The sequence below is a fragment of the Paraglaciecola sp. genome (assembly GCF_051252315.1).
GTDB lineage: Bacteria > Pseudomonadota > Gammaproteobacteria > Enterobacterales > Alteromonadaceae > Paraglaciecola.
Map to the genome: position 1 here is coordinate 1 of NZ_JBPOFP010000096.1, position 18183 is coordinate 18183.

Consider the following 18183-nt stretch of genomic DNA (forward strand, 5'->3'; position numbering starts at 1 on the left):
AATAGATTCTTTGGCGCCATAGTGGGCCGTTATGCAAATAGGATAAGTAACGGTAAAGCACATATAGATGGAACCGATTTCCAACTCACTACTAACAGAAAACCTCATCATATACATGGTGGTAATAAAGGGTTTGATAAAGTCGTTTGGCAGGCTAAAACAACCGTAACTCAAGATTCCGCCAGTATTATTTTGTCTTATACCAGTCAAGATGGCGAAGAAGGGTATCCGGGAAAACTTGTGGTTACAGTCACCTACCAAATAAATAACTCGGGTGAATTAGCCGTCACTTATCAAGCTACTACCGATAAACCCACAGTATTTAACCCCACCCAGCATAGTTATTTTAATCTTTCTGGAATAGACCAAAACGTATTAAAACATGAGTTAACTATTCATGCTGAAGACCTAGTTGAACTTGACGAGGAAGGGATCCCAACTGGCAATTTACTAGCTGTAAAAAACACAACCTTTGATTTTTTAACCGCTAAACCAATAGGTCAAGATATTGATAGCCAGAATAAACAATTAGTGATGGGCAAAGGTTATGACCATTATTTTAAAGCTAAAAGTAAACGAGGAGAATTAACCCTATTTTCCGAATTGTACGAACCAAAGTCAGGCAGAAAAATGACAATGAGTAGCACAGAGATAGGCGGCCAGTTATACAGTGCAAATTACTTAGCGCCTAGTGTTGTAGGTAAAGGTGGATTGCCTTATCAAGCTCACCAAGGGATCTGTATCGAAACCGGGCAACTACCAAATGCACCCGCAGAAGAAAATTTTGAAACCATATTGGTAAAACCAAACGAGCCCTTTTTCTCACAAACCGTTTTTGCCTTTTCAGCTAATTAACCCTTTTATTTAATAGGAGCTTGTTTCACCATCATTTGAAACTAAGCTCTCATAGTTTCTGTTACACTTAGGGTTTTGCAGAAATCGTTAGTTGTCTTTAATGAACAGTGATATTCCCTTTTGGTCTTGCCCAACATGCCAGTCTTTAATCACCTTAAATAACAAGGTGTGGTGTTGTGAAAACAATCATAGTTTTGATCTTGCCAAAGAAGGTTACGTGAATTTATTATTGGCCCATCAAAAAAACAGCAAGGAGCCAGGTGATAACAAAGCTATGGTTAATGCTCGTAGAGCTTTTTTAGAGCAGGGGCATTATCAACCATTAGCTGAAACCATAAGCCAAATATTTATCCAGCATGTGTCAACGTTAGAAAATGACAGTAATAAGGCTTTTTTTGACGCTGGGTGTGGTGAAGGTTTCTATTTAAATACTGTGAGTCAGCGAGCGAAGTCTGCACAAATTGACTGTGTTTATTCGGGGATTGATATATCAAAAAACGCTGTATTAAAAGCCGCTAAAAAGTACCCACAAAATCATTTTGCTGTGGCCAGCACTTATCACTTACCCGTACAATCAACTAGTCAAAATGCCGTGTTGCAAATATTCGCCCCCAGCAGTGAACTAGAAATTCACCGAGTACTTAAAGAGCAGGGTATTTGGATTACAGTTAACCCGGCTGCCAATCACCTGCATCAGTTAAAAAAAGCTTTGTATGATAATCCAGAGCAACACAAAGAATCACAATCTCTACCCATTGGATTTACTTTAGTGGAACAACAAAAGTTAAGCTTTGGTTTATCCCTCAAAACGAAAGCGGATAGAGAACACTTATTGATGATGACACCTTATTATTGGACTGCCACCGAAGATAAAAAACTGGCGTTAATCGATAACTTGCAGCAGGTAACGACTGACTTTGATATTAGGCTTTATCAGAAAATCTAAAGATCTTTGAGTAGTACATAAAGCACCCAGATAATTGGGGTGACAATTATATTAATGATAATTGACTTGTTTGTTTGGCGCGTCATGTAACGCATTTTTGATATCCCTATTAGCTTCAGTAATAGCTTGTGAACAATGTTTAAAAAAAGCTACCTTAGTGGCGTAACCTACTGCGCAATTTATAGCGCATTGCATCTTGTTTTTAAGTTTAACCAATAACTTATTGGCTGCGTCAGCTTTGCCCGTCATTGAGTAGGCATGGGCTAACATTATGGCAGACGATGTGAGACTGGTCGTTAATTGTGGTGATTCTAAGCGGTTATCAAAAATAATTTCAGCTGTTTCAAATGCCGTACCTAATAAGATGATCGCTTCTTCGTATTCATTTATTTGTAATTTTTGTTCTGCTTGTTTGCTAAGTTGCATCACATTGTCGAACGCTAGTTGAGGATTTTCATCAACCCAGGCTCTATGTTTTATGCAAATGAATTGGTATTCAATCATTGGTTTGCTCTCTTGATTAAGTTTTTAGTAATTGTGGTGTGATCAGCTTGGTCATTAAGTACTTGTTTACGAATGAAATACTTGTGTAAGGTCATTATTTGTTTCGACTTTTTCTGGTATTCCTCACTGTCCAACATTTCAAACAAAAGTGGCATTAATCGTTTTATATACAGGTAACAGTGTTCTCGCCAAACTAGCGGCAAATTACTATCACACATTGTTTCAACTAAAATGTTGACGACTCGCATGTGAGCAGAGCGTACATTAGTTATCTGTTTAAAACTTTTAGCTCTTTGCAGGCCTAGGTGCACATAACTGCCGATGAGATCTAAGTCATTAGCTTGGTTGTCACAGTAACGTACAGTTAATTCAATTGTTGAAAACGTAAAACAATATGGATTCGACATGATTTTCATTAAATGAGAATGATTTGCATTTACGTTATTTCAGTTGGCGTAAGTAGTCAATAAGAAATATGAATTATTTTTGATTTAGTGCGAGCCATTATTGCGGATGAGTACTAAACGAAAGCGACAAAATTGTCGCTTTTTAATATTTAACCTGAACTCGGGATAAGAAGAGCTCAGGTTATTTAATTATGTGGGATCGTGTACGAACGTTTAGCTGAGAACCGACTTAAATGTTTTATACCTTGGCTTAGTAGGTCTGTGTCTACCGGTTTAAATACTTCTTGGTTGGTTTTAAGATCATAAATTTTTGCATTGCCGTTATTCATTATTTCGGTTTTGTATTGATCATCTAACAACAGCACTTTGCTGCCTTGTGAGCTGACTAAATACTTAGGGCTAGTCGTCGCAATTAAACTGTTACCTGTACTGTAACTACTGGCGTTAGCTTTGCAGCCCAATATATTAAGACTAGTAGGTGCGATGTCTTCGTGACTAGACATAGTTTTGTTGGATTGAAAGTTTGTGAATAAACGACTCTCTATATCACCTTGATGGTTGAGGTTTGTCACTATTATCTTGTATTGGCTTAATACGTTAGTCGTTAAAATATCTGTTAATTGTTCGGCCTGAATAAAACCAATGGCTAAATTACTACTCGCGTTTTGAACACCCGTACTAAACTTCTGCCAACCTGACATAAAGGATTGTAATTTCGGTTGGCTGTTTTGCGGTGCATATAAAGAAACGGTTAATCCCATTGAATTAGGTAAGCTAAATAAAATCGGAATATGTTGCTGTAAGGCTTGGTGATACAACTCTGGTAGCCCATATAAAACAGAGTTTTCGCCGTCACTTATATTTGAGTGGAATCCGTAATGCCTAGATTGGCCAATTAAACCGTCAATACTGGTGGGCAACTTGCCGTCGGTAATGGCTAATACCAATACTTTATTCTTGTTATTTACCGAGCAGTAAACGGGAGTAGAGGGATAGGAGATACCATCGACTTTATGATTAAATTGCAGAGATTTACGTTGTTGGTAGTCTTCTATATCTAACAAACTATAACGCGCCATCAAGGTTTTGGCGGTTGCTGGATAGGAAATAGGGAACATATTGTCTTGTTGCACTATAGGTTGATACAGGTTTGCATCTGCCCATACATGCATAGCATGACTAGCTACAAAACATGCCACAAAAATACTGCTGATAGGTAGGCCTAATTTACGTTTTTGAAGTCGGTCTATTCTTTGCCATAACGCATTGGCTAATACGAGTTGAAAAGACAACCAAGCTAAAAATAAAAACAGTAAAAATGCCCATTGTTGGATACCAAATTGAGCAATAACGGTTTGGGCTTCGTGTTTGATTAACTCTGCGGAATTAAGGCTAAGGTGTACGCCATACTTATTATATAGCAGGGCGTCAAACCCCAATAACGCTAACCCTATTGCTGCAAATGTTGAGCTAACTACTTTTACTGTTTTGGCATTAGGCAAGAGGTAACACAATGGCAATATTAAAATGACAAACGCAAAAAATGTGATAAACCCAATATGACTGACCCAGTTTGCTAATAAATATACCACGCCTAAAGCTGTATCCGGCGCCGGCGAATTGACAATATAGATGCCAGCAATTGTGATCGCGATAAAAATATTTAATAAAGCAAACCAGTGTCCCCAATTGACTAATTGGGTCACTAATTTTCTGCGTGGAGTTTCAGTTAACATCATTGAACAACAAAGCCTTTAACTTTTTTATTTTCCGTTGATACTTTTTAATAGCACTTGTGTAAACTGTTCGGCCATTTGTTCCCGTTGGTTATCACTAACCTGCTGATGAAAAATATTTGTAATCAGGTTACCTAGCACCATAAGAGACAAGTCTCGGTTCACTTGGTGTTTTTCCAATGTGATAATAAAGTCATGCATAATAGCGTCAAATTGACTATCAGAATATTTGGATTGTTGGGGCATGGCGTTAAGCTCTAAAATTTTGCTAATTATATTAGCGCGATAGTAACAATGGTGTGCATAAATTGCGAATAAACAGAGCGTTAAGCAACCAATTTTATTGAATTTAGTTAAGGAAATAATGTGAGTGCGTTAATTCATCACTTTGTTGTACATCAATTGGCCGTTAATCAACAAGAAGAATTAGTTCTTGTTCCACGAGCTAGTTGTTTTGATGTGAGCCCTGAAATTGAAAACTTGGCTCAACAAATAAATCACGCGTTTAATACGAAACCGGGTAAAGGTGTAGGCTGTTTTGTCGAGCCTAATGCTGAGATTGTCAGTGTGAGCAGAGACTCCGAATCAGAAGACGACTCGGATGAAGCACCAGTGTTAGTGCCCCATGAGGTGCAATTTAAAACTCTACTGGAAAAGATGCAAAGTGAAGAGTTTGACTTTGTTGAATTCAGTATTCAGGCAAGTGAATTGCTGAAAAAGTCCTTAATTGATACCGGCACATTGGAAACGGGTTTTGTGATTTTTAGTCACTATCAGTTCTTAGCCACTGACTATTTGATGATAGCTATGATCAATACCAAACAACACGTAGAAATTAATCGTGACTTAGAGCTAAGCAGTAGTGACCATTTAGATTTAGCCAAAATGCAGTTAGCCGTGCGTATTGATTTAACCCAGTTAGCGGTTAGCGCAGAGCAACAAAGATACATTAGTTTTATTAAAGGACGAATGGGCCGTAAGGTTTCTGACTTCTTTATGCACTTTATTGGCTGTGAAGAATTAGTCGATGTAAAACAGCAAAATAAACAATTATTAAACACAGTTGATGCCTTTTTAGCGGCGGAAGAGTTAGATCCAACTGAAAAGCATCAAGCCCGAGAAACGGTATCTGATTACTACAAAGAAAAATTGGAAATGGGTGAAGATATCCAAATTCAAGAATTAGCGGCTAAATTGCCAAATGATCATGTGAGTTTTGAACAATTTAATCAAAGTGCGGAACAGCCAGTAGAAGAGCAGTTTCAAGCCGATCGCAGTGCATTAAAAACCTTAGCTAAGTTTTCTGGTCAGGGTGGGGGCATATCCTTGAGCTTCGAACGTAAACTATTGGGTGACAGGGTCAGTTATGATGCCGGCTCTGATACTTTGATGATCCGTGGCATTCCACCTAATTTAAAAGATCAGTTATTAAAATCTCAGAGTTAGAAATATTATAAAAAGATAAAGGAATTACCCCCTAGTTAACCATGGGGTTAGTTTTGCTAATTTTTTACAGAATATTGTTTTGGCAAGTTACACTTTGATTGAGCTGATGCTAGCGATTATTTAAATTTTATTACACATATTTTCAAGTAGGAATTAAAGCCCATTTCTAAGAAGTGGGCTTTTAGCATACTAATTATTTATACGTTTTTTTCTATTAAGAAGTAGTGCTGTAAAAGCAAAGAGTATGAAAGAATAACCTACAGGGCTGTCAACTGTGTTTGGTGGCGTTGAATCTGGTTGAACAGCTGCTGGAGAAAAAGCTGTAATTAGCCTGGCCCAATCCCCTGGATTACTTGCATACCAATTTATCGATGTATTTGAACCGGAAAAAGCAATACTATCTGAGGACTCCAAACCTCTATAAGTGAAATCGTTGTAATTAATTGAATCTAGTCCCAAAAAAATGTCAGTAGAAAACAGCAAATTATCAGAATAAATAAATCCGAAAACCTGAGAATCAAGCTTTAACGTTGCTTCAATTCTAGCGCCACTATCTACGGCATCCCATTGCACATAATGACTAGACACAATGGTACCTGATTTGATGTCGAATGTGCCGTTTCCATTATCGATTACGAAATCCGCAGCGGGATCAAATACACGATTTACCGTAAGGTTTGAAGTAAGCGTAAAGTTTTGAACTTCATCCCAAACTGTAAGTAAATTATTATCTGCTGGATTTGGGGTGACAACGGCTGGTGGGGAATTTGTGATCACACAGGAGGCGGGAGATAAAACGTTATTTACTTTACAATCATCAATAGAAACGAAAGTGGCGTTTGCAATAAATGCTATATTGATTAAAAAAAATGTTGAAATCATTTTGAGCATTTTCATAAATTACTCCTAAATTTAAATTTTTTATTAAATACTGGCTCTCACATCCTGTCCAGAATTACAACGAAGCAAATATTATTCCTAATGTTTAAATTTATGATAACTTTAGATAATTTCAGCTTAAAGAGTTTTAAATCTATTTTTTTGTAAAATAATCAGACACTTTTCATAGTAGTTTAAGTAAATCAGTGGAAATTACGTTGCTATATAAATATTGTAGAAACGTTCTAATTTTGTGTGCGGGGTTACATGAATCCAGAGAAAGCATTAGAATGTATGTGCTTAGGTTTAATTTGGCCTTGGTAAGTAATTTAGTTTGTTATTTGTTCACTTTCCTTAAGAACACAAGCTAGCTTATTTAAATTTAATGTTATCCAGTCTTAGAGAAATATTTCAATTTTATGCAATTATTCGTGAATGATTTAACCGTTATGGACTTTTCTTATTTATGCCCTGAGCGAGGTATGGTGGGAGAAAGTTGGATTGTAGACGTAATCTTAAACGGTGACTTAAATGAAGAAAGCATGGTGTTGGACTTTGGTAAAGTTAAAAAACAGCTTAAGTATTTAATCGACGAATATATCGATCATAAGCTGCTAGTGCCTGTTGAACATGAATTTAGCCAAATACATCGAGATGAAATCCAGGACAGAGTAAAGGTCGACTTTATGCGTCCTAATGGAAAGTCGATTCATTTAGATTGCCCAGCAGAGGCTTATGCATTTGTTTATTCTCAGCAGGTAACTATGCCTTCTGTCAGTGATTATTTGAAAGATGTTATCGCCACCCACTTACCAGAAAATGTACAAGGCATTGAGCTAGTTCTTAGAGCTGAAGTGATCAATACGCCTTATTATCACTACACTCACGGCTTGAAAAAACACGATGGCAATTGCCAACGTATTGCCCATGGACATAGATCTAAGGTGTTGGTTTTTGAAGATGGTCAACCTAGCCTTAAATGGCAAGAGTATTGGGCAAAACGTTGGTCTGACATTTATATTGGTACAGAAGAAGATATTGTTGAGTCTAGCGCAACAAACTTGACTGTAGAGGGTGTCAAGTTTGAAAATCATTATGTATTTGCCTATGAATCGTCACAAGGTCGTTTTGAATTAGCTATTCCCAAAGCAGAATCTGAATTAATGCAAACGGATACCACAGTAGAATGTTTAGCTCAGTATATGGTTGAGGAACAAGTGCGTTTGGCTGCAGGCAAAAAATATAAAGTGTTGGCATTTGAAGGAGTAGGAAAAGGAGCCATTTCTCATGCGTAAGTGCTTATTAAGTATTCTACTCTGTTTTGGATTGTCAGCTTTTAACCTCACTGCCAATGAACTTAAGTTAACGGGGGAGTTAACCCAAGGTAGCTTAATTCGTGGTGAATTGCCGGCAGGTTCAATTGTGTGGTTAAACGACAAAGTCGTGAAAATATCCGCACAAGGCCAATTTGCTTTTGGTTTTGGGCGTGATGCTAAGTTAACTCACCACCTTTCGTGGCAAGATCCTCATGGTCAAAAATACCAAAAGTCTATCAATCTGGTTAAACGAACTTATAAAGAACAGAAAATAGAGGGCGTTGCCAGTAAATATGTCAGCCCTCCCAAAGAAGTGTTAGACCGAATCAAACAAGACAATATTCAAATAGGCAAAGCCAGAGCAACAGATTCCACCCATCTGTTTTTCACTCAAGATTTTATTTGGCCAGCAGAAGGGCCCATCAGTGGAGTGTACGGTAGTCGTAGAGTTTTTAACGGCGTCCCTAAACGCCCGCATTATGGGGTAGATGTCGCTGCACCAACAGGCACTCCTGTGATTGCGCCAGCGGACGGAGTCGTGACTTTATTTGTACCAGACATGTATTACTCTGGCGGCACTATGATTATCGACCACGGTTTTGGGGTGTCGTCTACCTTTATTCATTTAAGTAAAGGTCATGTTGAAGCTGGGACAAAAGTGAAACAAGGAGACTTAGTGGCTGAAATTGGTGCTACTGGCCGTGTCACAGGTGCGCATTTAGATTGGCGGATCAATTGGTTTGGTGAAAGGTTAGATCCCGCATTGTTGGTGCCTAAACGTTAAAGTTTTTTCTTTATTTAAAAGTAAGCACTGCGTGCACTAAGATTATTCGCTACGCTCACTTCAAGCATTCACTTCGTTCACCGCAATCCATTGCGCTTTTCAAGCCTCATCCATGAGGCCCGATTTACTTTTCTTCAACAGCTAAGAAAAGTAAACAAAAGAAGCCGCCCGACGGGTATGTTCTTCATCCAATTCTCTACTTTCTTTTGCTGGTCGTACTGAATTGTTCCCGACAAAGCACCACTCAATCGCCTATCCATGGCTATTGACCCACAAAAGTAAGCAGATAATTGGCGAACATAGAGTCGGGGAAAATCAAGAGCATTGGCGCTGCCGACCAATAAATAAAAGTAAATAATAGGGGGCGTAGCCGTTTTAATTTTATTAAACTTAAATAAGTTTATGGCTTAAAGGCTAACCTACATATTCTTTCAAATTCACTTCAGAATTACTCTTTGTGGCGCAGCCATGCTTTTGATATTCCGCGACTACTCATTCCCCATTAAATCATTGGCTTGTCGAATGCCCGAATAGGGACATTCGTGCAAGGCAATCTTTTATAGCAGGACGCGACTTATTGCCGTTTCGACATTAAAGACAATGACTTGATGGTAAAGGAATGAGTCTGGAGCACGGCCTTTCTTGCATACTTCTTTTGGCTGTTGAAAAGAAGTATGTCGAGTCGCAGGGATGCGGCTAGAAAAATTGCATGGATGCAATAAGCGAAGCGCATAATCTTCGTGTACGAAGTACATGCCTTTAATATTTTCACAAAACCTCGTTTTGTACAAAAATCCCCCTAGCATTTCCCTCATAGTTCTGTATAATTCGCGCCCTGCCCAGTTGCCCCCGCTTTGGGAAAGCGGATGAATCATACGACTCGAAGGGGTCAAGGTATTGATTTTTAGCGGTTTCTTGCAGATTAAATAATTACTTTATAGTAGTTATTTAAGTAGAAACCAGAGTAACGATTATTATATTTTTCGGGTAATTTAAAATGAAAACTTTTGTTGCAAAGCCAGAAACGGTAAAACGTGAATGGTATGTGGTTGACGCCGCAGACAAAACTCTTGGTCGTATTGCGACTGAGATCGCTAGCCGTTTACGCGGTAAGCATAAGCCAGAGTATACGCCACATGTAGATACTGGTGATTATATTGTTGTGATTAACGCAGAGAAAGTAACTGTGACTGGCAATAAAGCTAAGGGCAAGATTTACTACTCTCACTCTGGATATCCAGGTGGCCTTAAAGATACTACTTTCGAGAAGTTACAAGCCCACAAGCCAGAGATGATCATTGAAAAAGCGGTTAAAGGTATGTTGCCTAAAGGTCCACTTGGACGCGATATGTTCCGCAAATTAAAAGTCTACGCTGGTCCTGAGCATGCACATGCAGCTCAACAGCCTCAAGTTTTAGACCTGTAAGGAGCATTACACATGGCAGATAATCAATATTACGGCACTGGCCGTCGCAAAAGTTCTACCGCTCGTGTTTTTCTTCGCGCTGGTAGTGGAAACATTGTTGTAAATAAACGTCCTCTTGATGAGTTCTTTGGTCGTGAGACTGCACGTATGATCGTGCGTCAACCGCTTGAACTAGTCGAAATGACTGAGAAGTTTGACTTATACATCACAGTTGCTGGTGGTGGTATTAGTGGTCAAGCTGGTGCAATTCGTCACGGCATTACTCGTGCTTTGATGGAATTTGACGAAACTCTTCGTCCAGCATTACGTAAAGCGGGCTTTGTTACTCGTGATGCACGTAAAGTTGAACGTAAGAAAGTTGGTCTTCATAAAGCACGTAAACGTCCACAATTCTCAAAACGTTAATTGTCAGACGGCGCTCTTTACAAAAGAGTGTTACAAGAAGCAATTTCAAAAACCCGGCTTTTGCCGGGTTTTTTATTGCCTTTTTTTTACCCAAATTTCTGTATTCAGCCAATTAATCACAATAAATGGTCATAAGTGTCAGTTATTCTTCATTTTATTGGATATTTCCTTGTCATTCTTGTGGGTTTTCTTTTATCATTTTCTGTTAATAATAGAACCATAACTTTTTCAGCTATTTTTGTATCATGTTTGTGCTGCAGAGACTGAAATTGATAGTTAATCCAACCCTCGGAGATAAGTGGATGAGCAATGTATCTTTAGATGCGCATGATCCGTCTGAAGCTGAAAACCAACCAGAAAATAATACTAGGCGCAGATTTTTAACTGTGGCTACTTCTGTAGTTGGTGGTGTAGGTGTAGTAGGTGCTGCGGTACCTTTTATTGCATCTTGGAATCCCAGCATTAAGGCCAAAGCTGCAGGTGCAGATGTTGAAGCAGACATTAGCAAAATTGAACCTGGTCAGTTAATTCGTGTTATTTGGCGAAGTAAGCCAGTGTGGATCGCTCGTAGAACCCCTGAATTAATAGCTTCCTTGGCTGACTTAGATAGTCAACTTAAAGATCCTGATTCGAATGAAGAGCAACAGCCTGAGTTTGCAAAGAATACGCATAGGTCATTAAAAGAAGAGTATTTAGTGTTAGTTGGTATATGTACTCACCTAGGCTGTTCACCGCAACATTTAAAAGGTGGCTCGTTTGAAGAATATGTAGAGGGTGTACCTGAAGGGTTCTTTTGTCCTTGTCATGGTTCTAAGTTTGATATGGCTGGGCGTGTTTTCCAAAATGTACCCGCCGGTTTGAATCTAGTGGTTCCGCCTTACATGTTTATTGATGACAATACCATTTTGATTGGTTCCGAAGAGGGGGCAGCATAACATGTGGAAAAATTTAATGGATTGGGTGGAATATCGTCTACCAATTATGCGTGTAGCAAATATGCACGCTATTCAATATCCGGCTCCACGAAACATGAACTTTTGGTACATGTTTGGTTTCTTAGCCACAATCGTACTAGTTAACCAAATCGTAACAGGTATATGGCTAACCATGAGTTATACACCTTCAGCTGAAGGCGCGTTTGCTTCTGTTGAATACATTATGCGAGACGTTGAGTATGGCTGGCTGCTGAGATATATGCACAGTACTGGCGCCTCAGCTTTCTTTATAGTTGTATACTTGCACATGTTCCGTGGCATGATTTACGGCTCTTATCAAAAACCAAGAGAGCTACTTTGGTTATTTGGTATGTTTATCTATTTAGCACTTATGGCTGAAGCCTTTATGGGATATGTACTTCCATGGGGACAAATGTCCTATTGGGGTGCACAAGTAATTGTATCTCTGTTTAGTGCCATTCCTGTCATTGGCCCTGATTTAGTTATCTGGATCCAAGGTGATTACGTTATATCCGGCGCGACGCTGAATAGATTCTTTGCCTTACACGTCATCGCTCTGCCTTTAGTTATCGTTATTCTAGTGTTCTTACACATAGTGGCGTTACATGAAGTTGGGTCAAATAACCCTGACGGAACCGATGTTAAACGTAAGAAAGGTTCACTTAAAGAAGACGAAAAAACTAACTTTAAGATCCACGAATATTACACCAGCAAGTACGATATTGTTGATGACATAGTGCCATTCTTCCCGCATATAGTGTTGAAAGACTTGGTTGGTTTTGCCTTCTTCTTATTAGCATTTTGCTACATCATGTTCTTTAACCCAGAAATGGGTGGTTATTTCCTTGAGCATCCTAACTTTGAAATTGCTAACCCATTAAAAACACCAGAGCATATTTTCCCTGTGTGGTACTTCACGCCTTTCTATGCGATTTTGAAAGCTGTTCCACATAAGTTAGGTGGTGTTATTGCTATGTTCGCAGCGATAATTGCATTGGCTCTGTTACCTTGGATAGACCGAGGCAAGGTTAAATCGTGGCGTTATCGTTGTGGTTTACACAGATGGAATTTGTTGACCTTTGCTGTGGTATTTGTCTTCTTAGGCTATTTAGGTGGTACACCACAAGAAAACTGGAAGATTACTGCTTCGCAAATTGCCACTATTATGTACTTTGGTTTCTTTGCCTTGCTTTACATCTACAGTAAAAATGAGACATGCAAGCCAGTGCCAGCGAGGATTACAGAATGAAGAAGTTAATTTTTGTATTAGCCATGTTGTTACCAATGAGTGTAATGGCTGCTGGCGGTGGTGCTCATCTTGATAAAGCTGAGTATGACTTAACAGATAAAGCGTCGCTACAAAACGGGGCTATGTTGTATATGAACTATTGTTTGGGATGTCACCAAACTCAGTATCAAAGATATCAACGTACCTTCTCTGATTTAGATATTCCTGTTGAATTAGGTCAACAGCACTTGCAATTTACCGGCGAAAAACCTGGCGAGCACATTAAAAATGCTATGCCTATCGAATCCGCTGCAAAATGGTTTGGTGCACCACCACCTGATTTAACTTTGGTCGCTCGAGTTCGCGGAGCTGATTGGATATATACCTACCTACGTACATTTTATGTAGACGAAAGCCGCCCCTTTGGTGTGAACAATGAAGTGTTCCCTGAAGTAGGGATGCCACATGTTCTACAAGAGTTGCAGGGTGTGCCAAGTAAGACTATGGAAAAAACCATGGTCGATGGTGAACTGGTTGAAAGGTACGTTGGTATTAAAGCTGACGGTAGCGGTGAGTTGAGCGCTGCTGAGTATGATACTGCTGTATTAGATTTAGTTAACTATTTAGTATACGTAGGTGAACCTTCACGTTTAGAGTCAGAAAGTATCGGACGTTACGTCATGTTATTTTTGTTAGTTCTTTTAGTGTTGATTTATTTACTGAAAAAAGAATATTGGCGAGATGTTCATTAAATCAGCAAAACCTTTGCTTTAATTTAGTGTATAATCCGCGAAAATTTTGAAGGGGCGCTATTATCCGATAGTGGCCCCTTTATTTTCTATTGTGAAGTATTAGGTTTTTACGTTCACAAATTGGTAATAGATTAGTAGCGTATTGACCTATAAGGTTAGATACGAATTGTGAAATTTAGGAGAGATTTAAATGGCTGTAGCCGCAAATAAACGCTCAATTATGACGTTATTTTCAGATACTCTAGACATATACAGTCACCAAGCACGTATTGTATTAGCAGAAAAAGGTGTTGGTGTAGAGATTAGTTATACAGATCCTAATAATTTGCCTGAAGATCTTTTGGACCTAAATCCTTATGGAACAGTTCCTACATTAGTTGATAGAGAGCTAGTACTTTATAACTCTCATATTATTATGGAATATTTAGATGAGCGTTTCCCTCATCCACCATTGATGCCAGTTTACCCTGTTTCACGTGGTCAAAGCCGTTTAACTATGCACCGTATTCAGAATGACTGGTATGTGCTAGCAGAGCAAATAATTAAAGGCGAAGGTGATTTGGATACCGCTCGTAATGAATTACGAGAAGCTTTATTAAGCTTAGCTCCTTTGTTTGCTGAAACGCCTTTCTTCATGAGTGAAGAGTTTAGTTTAGTTGATTGTTACTTAGCTCCTCTTTTATGGCGTTTACCTGCTTTAGGTATTGAATTGACTGGTAATGGTAGTAAAGACGTACGTACTTATATGAATCGTATTTTTGAGCGAGCTTCGTTCAAAGCTTCTTTAACTGACCAAGAACGTGAAATTCATAATCCTCTATAAGAGTTGATAACTAATGACACCTAACCAGCCTTATATGTTACGAGCATTTTATGAGTGGATTGTTGATAACGATCTCACACCTTATATTGTGGTCGATGCACATTATCCTGGTGCTCAAGTGCCTCAGGAATTTGTTCGAGATGGACAAATAGTATTGAATATTTCTCCTAGCTCAACGGGTAAGATGCAGTTAGGGTTAGAAGAAGTAACATTTGAAGCTCGTTTTGGTGGAGTACCTCGCAGTTTAGTTATCCCATGTACCGCTGTTTTAGCTATTTATGCTAAAGAAAATGGTGCAGGGACTGTGTTTACAATCGAAGACAATATTGAACCGTCGGAAAGTGATGGATCTATTGAGACAGAAAAAACACCTTCTAAGCCTAAAAAAGGTAAACCGACTCTAACAGTCGTTAAGTAGTTTGATAAAAGACAATAAAAAAGCGCCTTTAGGCGCTTTTTTTAAGGAAGAGACCAAAGTCTTAATCCAAGTATTCAAACGCCTTAATTACTTGTTTAACGCCTTCTATGTGGCGTGTTACTTCAACCGCAATGGCCGCTTCTTGTGCGCTAATTAGCCCCATCAAAAACACCTCACCATTTTCTATTTCTAGTTCAATGTTTAAACCATCAATACGTTTGTCAGCAATAAGTTTGGTCTTAATTTTTGAAGATAACCACAAATCATGAGCTACAATACTTGGTGGTATTTGCGCTCCTAAACGTATTTGGTTGTGCAGCTTTTTAATATTCTTAACCGACGCGGCTAACTTACCTGCATGTTGTATGAGGTTTTGGGTTGGAGCCTGACCGACCAATAATACCGTGCCGTTAAATACCTGAACAGTAATATTAGTTTGGTTTTTGATTGCTTCATCTGAACCTAATACGGTAGCTATTTTACTGCCAGTGGTTTTGTCATCTAACTGAGTACCGATAGTACGGTTATCATGTGCGACCGCAACAGCTCCCATCCCCGCACCAACAATTAGTCCTGCGCAGCCTTGTAATAAAAGTGCGCCAGAAAGAGAGATGGCTAGCGTTATTTTTTTTAATTTCATTAAATATTATTCCTGAATATTTTCTGGGAACAAACAATTGTCTATTCCGTCACAAAGACTGTGTACTACCAAATAATGTACTTCTTGAATACGAGATGTGCGATTAGACGGCACTCTAATTTCTACGTCATTTGGGCCAACAAGGCCGGCCATTTTGCCGCCATCCTTTCCTGTTAATGCCACTATGGTCATATCTCGGCTCAAAGCAGCTTCCATGGCTCTAATTACGTTTTGTGAATCACCACTGGTAGATATGACGAATAATATATCTCCTGCTTGACCTAAAGCTCTGATCTGTTTTGAATAAACTTGTTCAAAATCAAAGTCATTAGCGATTGAAGATAAAGTTGCACCGTCTGTTGTCAGAGTAATCGAAGGTAAACTGGGTCTATCTCTTTCAAATTTATTCAGTAACAACGATGAAAAATGTTGAGCACTGACTGCTGAACCACCGTTTCCGCAACTTAATATTTTGTTACCATTTATTAGTGCGTTAACCATCATTAACGTCGCGTTGGATATTGGCTCTGGTAGCAGTTCTATTGCTGCAATTTTGGTCTGAATACTTTCAGTAAAATTAGCCTTAATTTGATCCAGCATGTGTATCCTCTAAATAGTCTTTGGTGAATTGTTTATACACTTTTTAACCAATTCACTTTGTGATTTTGCCTTTCTTTATCAATACCTACAAGGTCGATCCGATGAGGGATGACGTTAGGATTTAAACCATTTTTTTGCAAATAATGCATCACAGCTGAAATGAATTTTCGCTGTTTATGGCTATGGAAATATTCAATCGCAGATCCATGACTTTGGTTACTTCGATATTTAACTTCAACAAAAACCAATTCTTGTTGATCTTGCATGATTAAGTCAATTTCACCACTTCTACAACGATAGTTTTGGCAAATAAAAGTTAAACCTTGTTCTTCTAGGTAATGTCGAGCAAAGTTCTCTGCTTCTTTACCTATGAGTGGAGAAAGCACCTGTTTAATCCACGTCAAGAAGAGTTACCTTTTCTTTAGCTACTTGGGCTAGAGGTAAATGTCGTCGAATAATACCAGATTGTTCTAAACTTATTTTGCCTGTTAAACCTTGTTTTGTAACATGTGGTAAGTTTTTCATTTGGCGCAGATAGGGAATGAGGTTGTATGAGTCAAAACCCATAGCAAATAGTCGCGCTAATGAATCTTTTCTTTGTGGCCAAAGTAGATTAGTTTGTCTTAGTAGGTCTTGCCATTTGTGGCCAGGAAGTAGCCACGGCATATCACTAAAGGTCAAATTCCGTAAATCTCGTAAACTACTCTTTGTTTGATTTTGACTATAACTTCTAGAGGTAGCAAATACTGATAAAGAGACTTCAGCAAATGAACTTAAGCTTGCTTCTATAATTGGATTAAGTAAACCAGTTTGTTCTGGCGTGGCAAATAAAACTATGGCGTCAATATCCCTGCGATTTCTTTCTTTGCCATATACTTCTACGTCTGCCAAGCGCCCAATTTGTTTAATACGGGATTTGCTTTGTTCTACGTCTAACATGTTGGAGACACTGGTTCGCATTTGCTTAATGTCTTTAAAAATCGTCAATTCTGGTGTGTAAACGTTTGGTTTTTTATTCCATGCTTTAATAAACGCTTGGGCCATACGTTTAGTTATATTGTTATCATCTGCAAAAATAATAGGTCTAAGTAATTGTTTATTAAATATGAAATCTGATAGTTGCTGCGCTTCGTCTTCTGGTGCCAATGAGAAATAATAGTGCTCTTTGGTCTCAATTGATTCCATTTCTGATGTTGGCTTTTTAGGTTGATTTGTGATTTCGTTGTCAACTCTATTAAGAGCCAAGAGTATTTTGTCTGCGGGTAATATTTGTCTTAGAGCCTGAATTTTTTCTTTTATTAAAGGCCCCACAACTACATCAAAGTCGACAACCAATTCGTTTAATTCTGGTGCCGTTTTTAAAGCGCTATCAATAAATTGGATATCATTTTGTAGAGCACTGCTTGCTGCTTTGGGGCTATCTAAGTAGGCCGTTAAAAAGCCTTCTTTTAGTACCCGTCCTTGACTGGCTAAACGGCCTGTTAACGGCAATAAAACGGCAACGCGATTAGCGCGTATTGGCTCTACTTGCATAGATTGGGCTAATGCCGTCGGTAACTCAAGTTGTAATGGGTGTCCGGTATTTTGGGATTGCCATGCGACCACTTCTTGATTTAGTTTAGATGGCGTTAGTGCATAACGTCGTGCTATTGAAGTCAATTGTATCCATGGTAGTAAACTAGGATGTTCCCAACGCGCATGTTCTAATTCACTTGACGTTAGGTTAGTCATGGTTCGCCATATTGTTTTACTGGCTTCTTGTGCTGGTAAGTCGCTTTTTAAAATGCTGTTGGCCGCTTTTAACCAAGATTTTTGATGCATAAATACTTTATACGCAATGGCAGAGAGTCGGCTATTGTCTACTAGGTTAGGTTCAACATGCTCTAGGATGTTTGCCACTAAAGAAAGGTTATTGTCATCTAGAGTAAGATGACTTTCCGCCATATTTAAATAGGCTTGGCTTAATTGCTGTGGCTCAGTAAGCTCTGGTAACAATATTTGAATGAGTTTAATGCTTTGAGTGGGTTGTTGTTCTTTTTGAAATCCTTCAGCTGCCTTAAGT

21 protein-coding genes are annotated in these 18183 nt (G+C 38.7%); 12 read left to right on the top strand and 9 right to left on the bottom strand.

Annotation, left to right across the window (positions count from 1 at the left end):
• Nucleotides 1–855 (top strand): aldose epimerase family protein (locus tag ACSHXM_RS16305; RefSeq protein WP_435690403.1); only part of this gene is annotated, 855 nt, incomplete at its 5' end.
• A gap of 100 nt (nt 856–955) precedes the next feature.
• Complete coding sequence (locus ACSHXM_RS16310) at nt 956–1801, top strand: putative RNA methyltransferase (RefSeq protein WP_435690405.1); 846 nt, start codon at nt 956–958, stop codon at nt 1799–1801.
• 51 nt (nt 1802–1852) lie between these two features.
• Here the strand turns inward: ACSHXM_RS16310 and ACSHXM_RS16315 are convergent, their stop codons facing one another.
• The 4 genes from ACSHXM_RS16315 to ACSHXM_RS16330 all read right to left on the bottom strand — a co-directional run bounded on the left by ACSHXM_RS16315 (nt 1853) and on the right by ACSHXM_RS16330 (nt 4694).
• Entirely contained in the window at nt 1853–2305 is a 453-nt protein-coding gene (locus tag ACSHXM_RS16315; RefSeq protein WP_435690407.1) for a hypothetical protein, read from the bottom strand.
• Nucleotides 2302–2712, bottom strand: a complete 411-nt coding sequence (locus tag ACSHXM_RS16320; protein WP_435690409.1) for a hypothetical protein — start codon at nt 2710–2712, stop codon at nt 2302–2304. Before ACSHXM_RS16320 ends, ACSHXM_RS16315 begins: the two co-directional genes overlap by 4 nt.
• Nucleotides 2713–2897: 185 nt before the next feature.
• Nucleotides 2898–4451 carry a DUF3413 domain-containing protein gene (locus tag ACSHXM_RS16325; RefSeq protein ID WP_435690411.1) on the bottom strand — a complete coding sequence of 518 codons (1554 nt, stop codon included), beginning with the start codon at nt 4449–4451 and terminating at the stop codon, nt 2898–2900.
• Between the two features lie 24 nt (nt 4452–4475).
• Nucleotides 4476–4694 (bottom strand): DUF1414 domain-containing protein, encoded by a 219-nt coding sequence (locus ACSHXM_RS16330; protein ID WP_435690413.1) that lies wholly within the window; start codon nt 4692–4694, stop codon nt 4476–4478.
• Nucleotides 4695–4814: 120 nt separating this feature from the next.
• Between ACSHXM_RS16330 and yejK the strand changes: the two genes are divergently transcribed.
• The gene (gene yejK / locus ACSHXM_RS16335) at nt 4815–5894 is read left to right on the top strand and encodes a nucleoid-associated protein YejK (RefSeq protein WP_435690415.1); all 1080 of its coding nucleotides are present in this window, start codon (nt 4815–4817) and stop codon (nt 5892–5894) included.
• 189 nt (nt 5895–6083) lie between these two features.
• Here yejK and ACSHXM_RS16340 read toward each other — a convergent pair whose 3' ends face one another.
• Nucleotides 6084–6791, bottom strand: coding sequence for a hypothetical protein (locus tag ACSHXM_RS16340; protein ID WP_435690417.1), 708 nt, complete (start codon nt 6789–6791; stop codon nt 6084–6086).
• Between the two features lie 401 nt (nt 6792–7192).
• On the opposite strand from ACSHXM_RS16340, the gene ACSHXM_RS16345 reads away from it, so the two are divergent.
• The 9 genes from ACSHXM_RS16345 to ACSHXM_RS16385 all read left to right on the top strand — a co-directional run bounded on the left by ACSHXM_RS16345 (nt 7193) and on the right by ACSHXM_RS16385 (nt 14881).
• Nucleotides 7193–8068, top strand: coding sequence for a 6-carboxytetrahydropterin synthase (locus ACSHXM_RS16345; protein WP_435690419.1), 876 nt, complete (start codon nt 7193–7195; stop codon nt 8066–8068).
• Nucleotides 8061–8873 carry a M23 family metallopeptidase gene (locus ACSHXM_RS16350; RefSeq protein WP_435690421.1) on the top strand — a complete coding sequence of 271 codons (813 nt, stop codon included), beginning with the start codon at nt 8061–8063 and terminating at the stop codon, nt 8871–8873. Before ACSHXM_RS16345 ends, ACSHXM_RS16350 begins: the two co-directional genes overlap by 8 nt.
• A 997-nt stretch (nt 8874–9870) precedes the next feature.
• Nucleotides 9871–10299, top strand: coding sequence for a 50S ribosomal protein L13 (gene rplM, locus ACSHXM_RS16355; protein ID WP_435690424.1), 429 nt, complete (start codon nt 9871–9873; stop codon nt 10297–10299).
• 12 nt (nt 10300–10311) lie between these two features.
• Complete coding sequence (gene rpsI / locus ACSHXM_RS16360; protein WP_235313465.1) at nt 10312–10704, top strand: 30S ribosomal protein S9; 393 nt, start codon at nt 10312–10314, stop codon at nt 10702–10704.
• A 302-nt stretch (nt 10705–11006) separates the two neighbouring features.
• Entirely contained in the window at nt 11007–11639 is a 633-nt protein-coding gene (gene petA / locus ACSHXM_RS16365; protein WP_435690427.1) for a ubiquinol-cytochrome c reductase iron-sulfur subunit, read from the top strand.
• A 1-nt stretch (nt 11640) separates the two neighbouring features.
• The gene (locus tag ACSHXM_RS16370) at nt 11641–12909 is read left to right on the top strand and encodes a cytochrome b (RefSeq protein WP_435690429.1); all 1269 of its coding nucleotides are present in this window, start codon (nt 11641–11643) and stop codon (nt 12907–12909) included.
• Nucleotides 12906–13640 (top strand): cytochrome c1, encoded by a 735-nt coding sequence (locus ACSHXM_RS16375; protein WP_435690431.1) that lies wholly within the window; start codon nt 12906–12908, stop codon nt 13638–13640. The genes ACSHXM_RS16370 and ACSHXM_RS16375 overlap by 4 nt, the downstream gene beginning before the upstream one ends.
• A gap of 190 nt (nt 13641–13830) precedes the next feature.
• Entirely contained in the window at nt 13831–14463 is a 633-nt protein-coding gene (sspA, locus tag ACSHXM_RS16380; RefSeq protein WP_435690434.1) for a stringent starvation protein SspA, read from the top strand.
• Between the two features lie 13 nt (nt 14464–14476).
• Nucleotides 14477–14881, top strand: coding sequence for a ClpXP protease specificity-enhancing factor (locus tag ACSHXM_RS16385; protein ID WP_435690436.1), 405 nt, complete (start codon nt 14477–14479; stop codon nt 14879–14881).
• Nucleotides 14882–14942: 61 nt separating this feature from the next.
• On the opposite strand, the gene ACSHXM_RS16390 is transcribed toward ACSHXM_RS16385, so the two are convergent.
• The 4 genes from ACSHXM_RS16390 to ACSHXM_RS16405 form a co-directional block, all read right to left on the bottom strand.
• Nucleotides 14943–15521, bottom strand: a complete 579-nt coding sequence (locus ACSHXM_RS16390) for a BON domain-containing protein (protein ID WP_435690438.1) — start codon at nt 15519–15521, stop codon at nt 14943–14945.
• 6 nt (nt 15522–15527) lie between these two features.
• Nucleotides 15528–16121: a phosphoheptose isomerase gene (locus ACSHXM_RS16395; RefSeq protein ID WP_435690440.1), complete on the bottom strand. Its 594-nt coding sequence runs from the start codon at nt 16119–16121 to the stop codon at nt 15528–15530.
• A 32-nt stretch (nt 16122–16153) separates the two neighbouring features.
• Complete coding sequence (locus tag ACSHXM_RS16400; RefSeq protein ID WP_435690442.1) at nt 16154–16525, bottom strand: YraN family protein; 372 nt, start codon at nt 16523–16525, stop codon at nt 16154–16156.
• Nucleotides 16512–18183, bottom strand: a 1672-nt coding sequence (locus ACSHXM_RS16405) for a penicillin-binding protein activator (RefSeq protein ID WP_435690444.1), incomplete at its 5' end; no start/stop codon positions are given. The genes ACSHXM_RS16400 and ACSHXM_RS16405, both read right to left, overlap by 14 nt.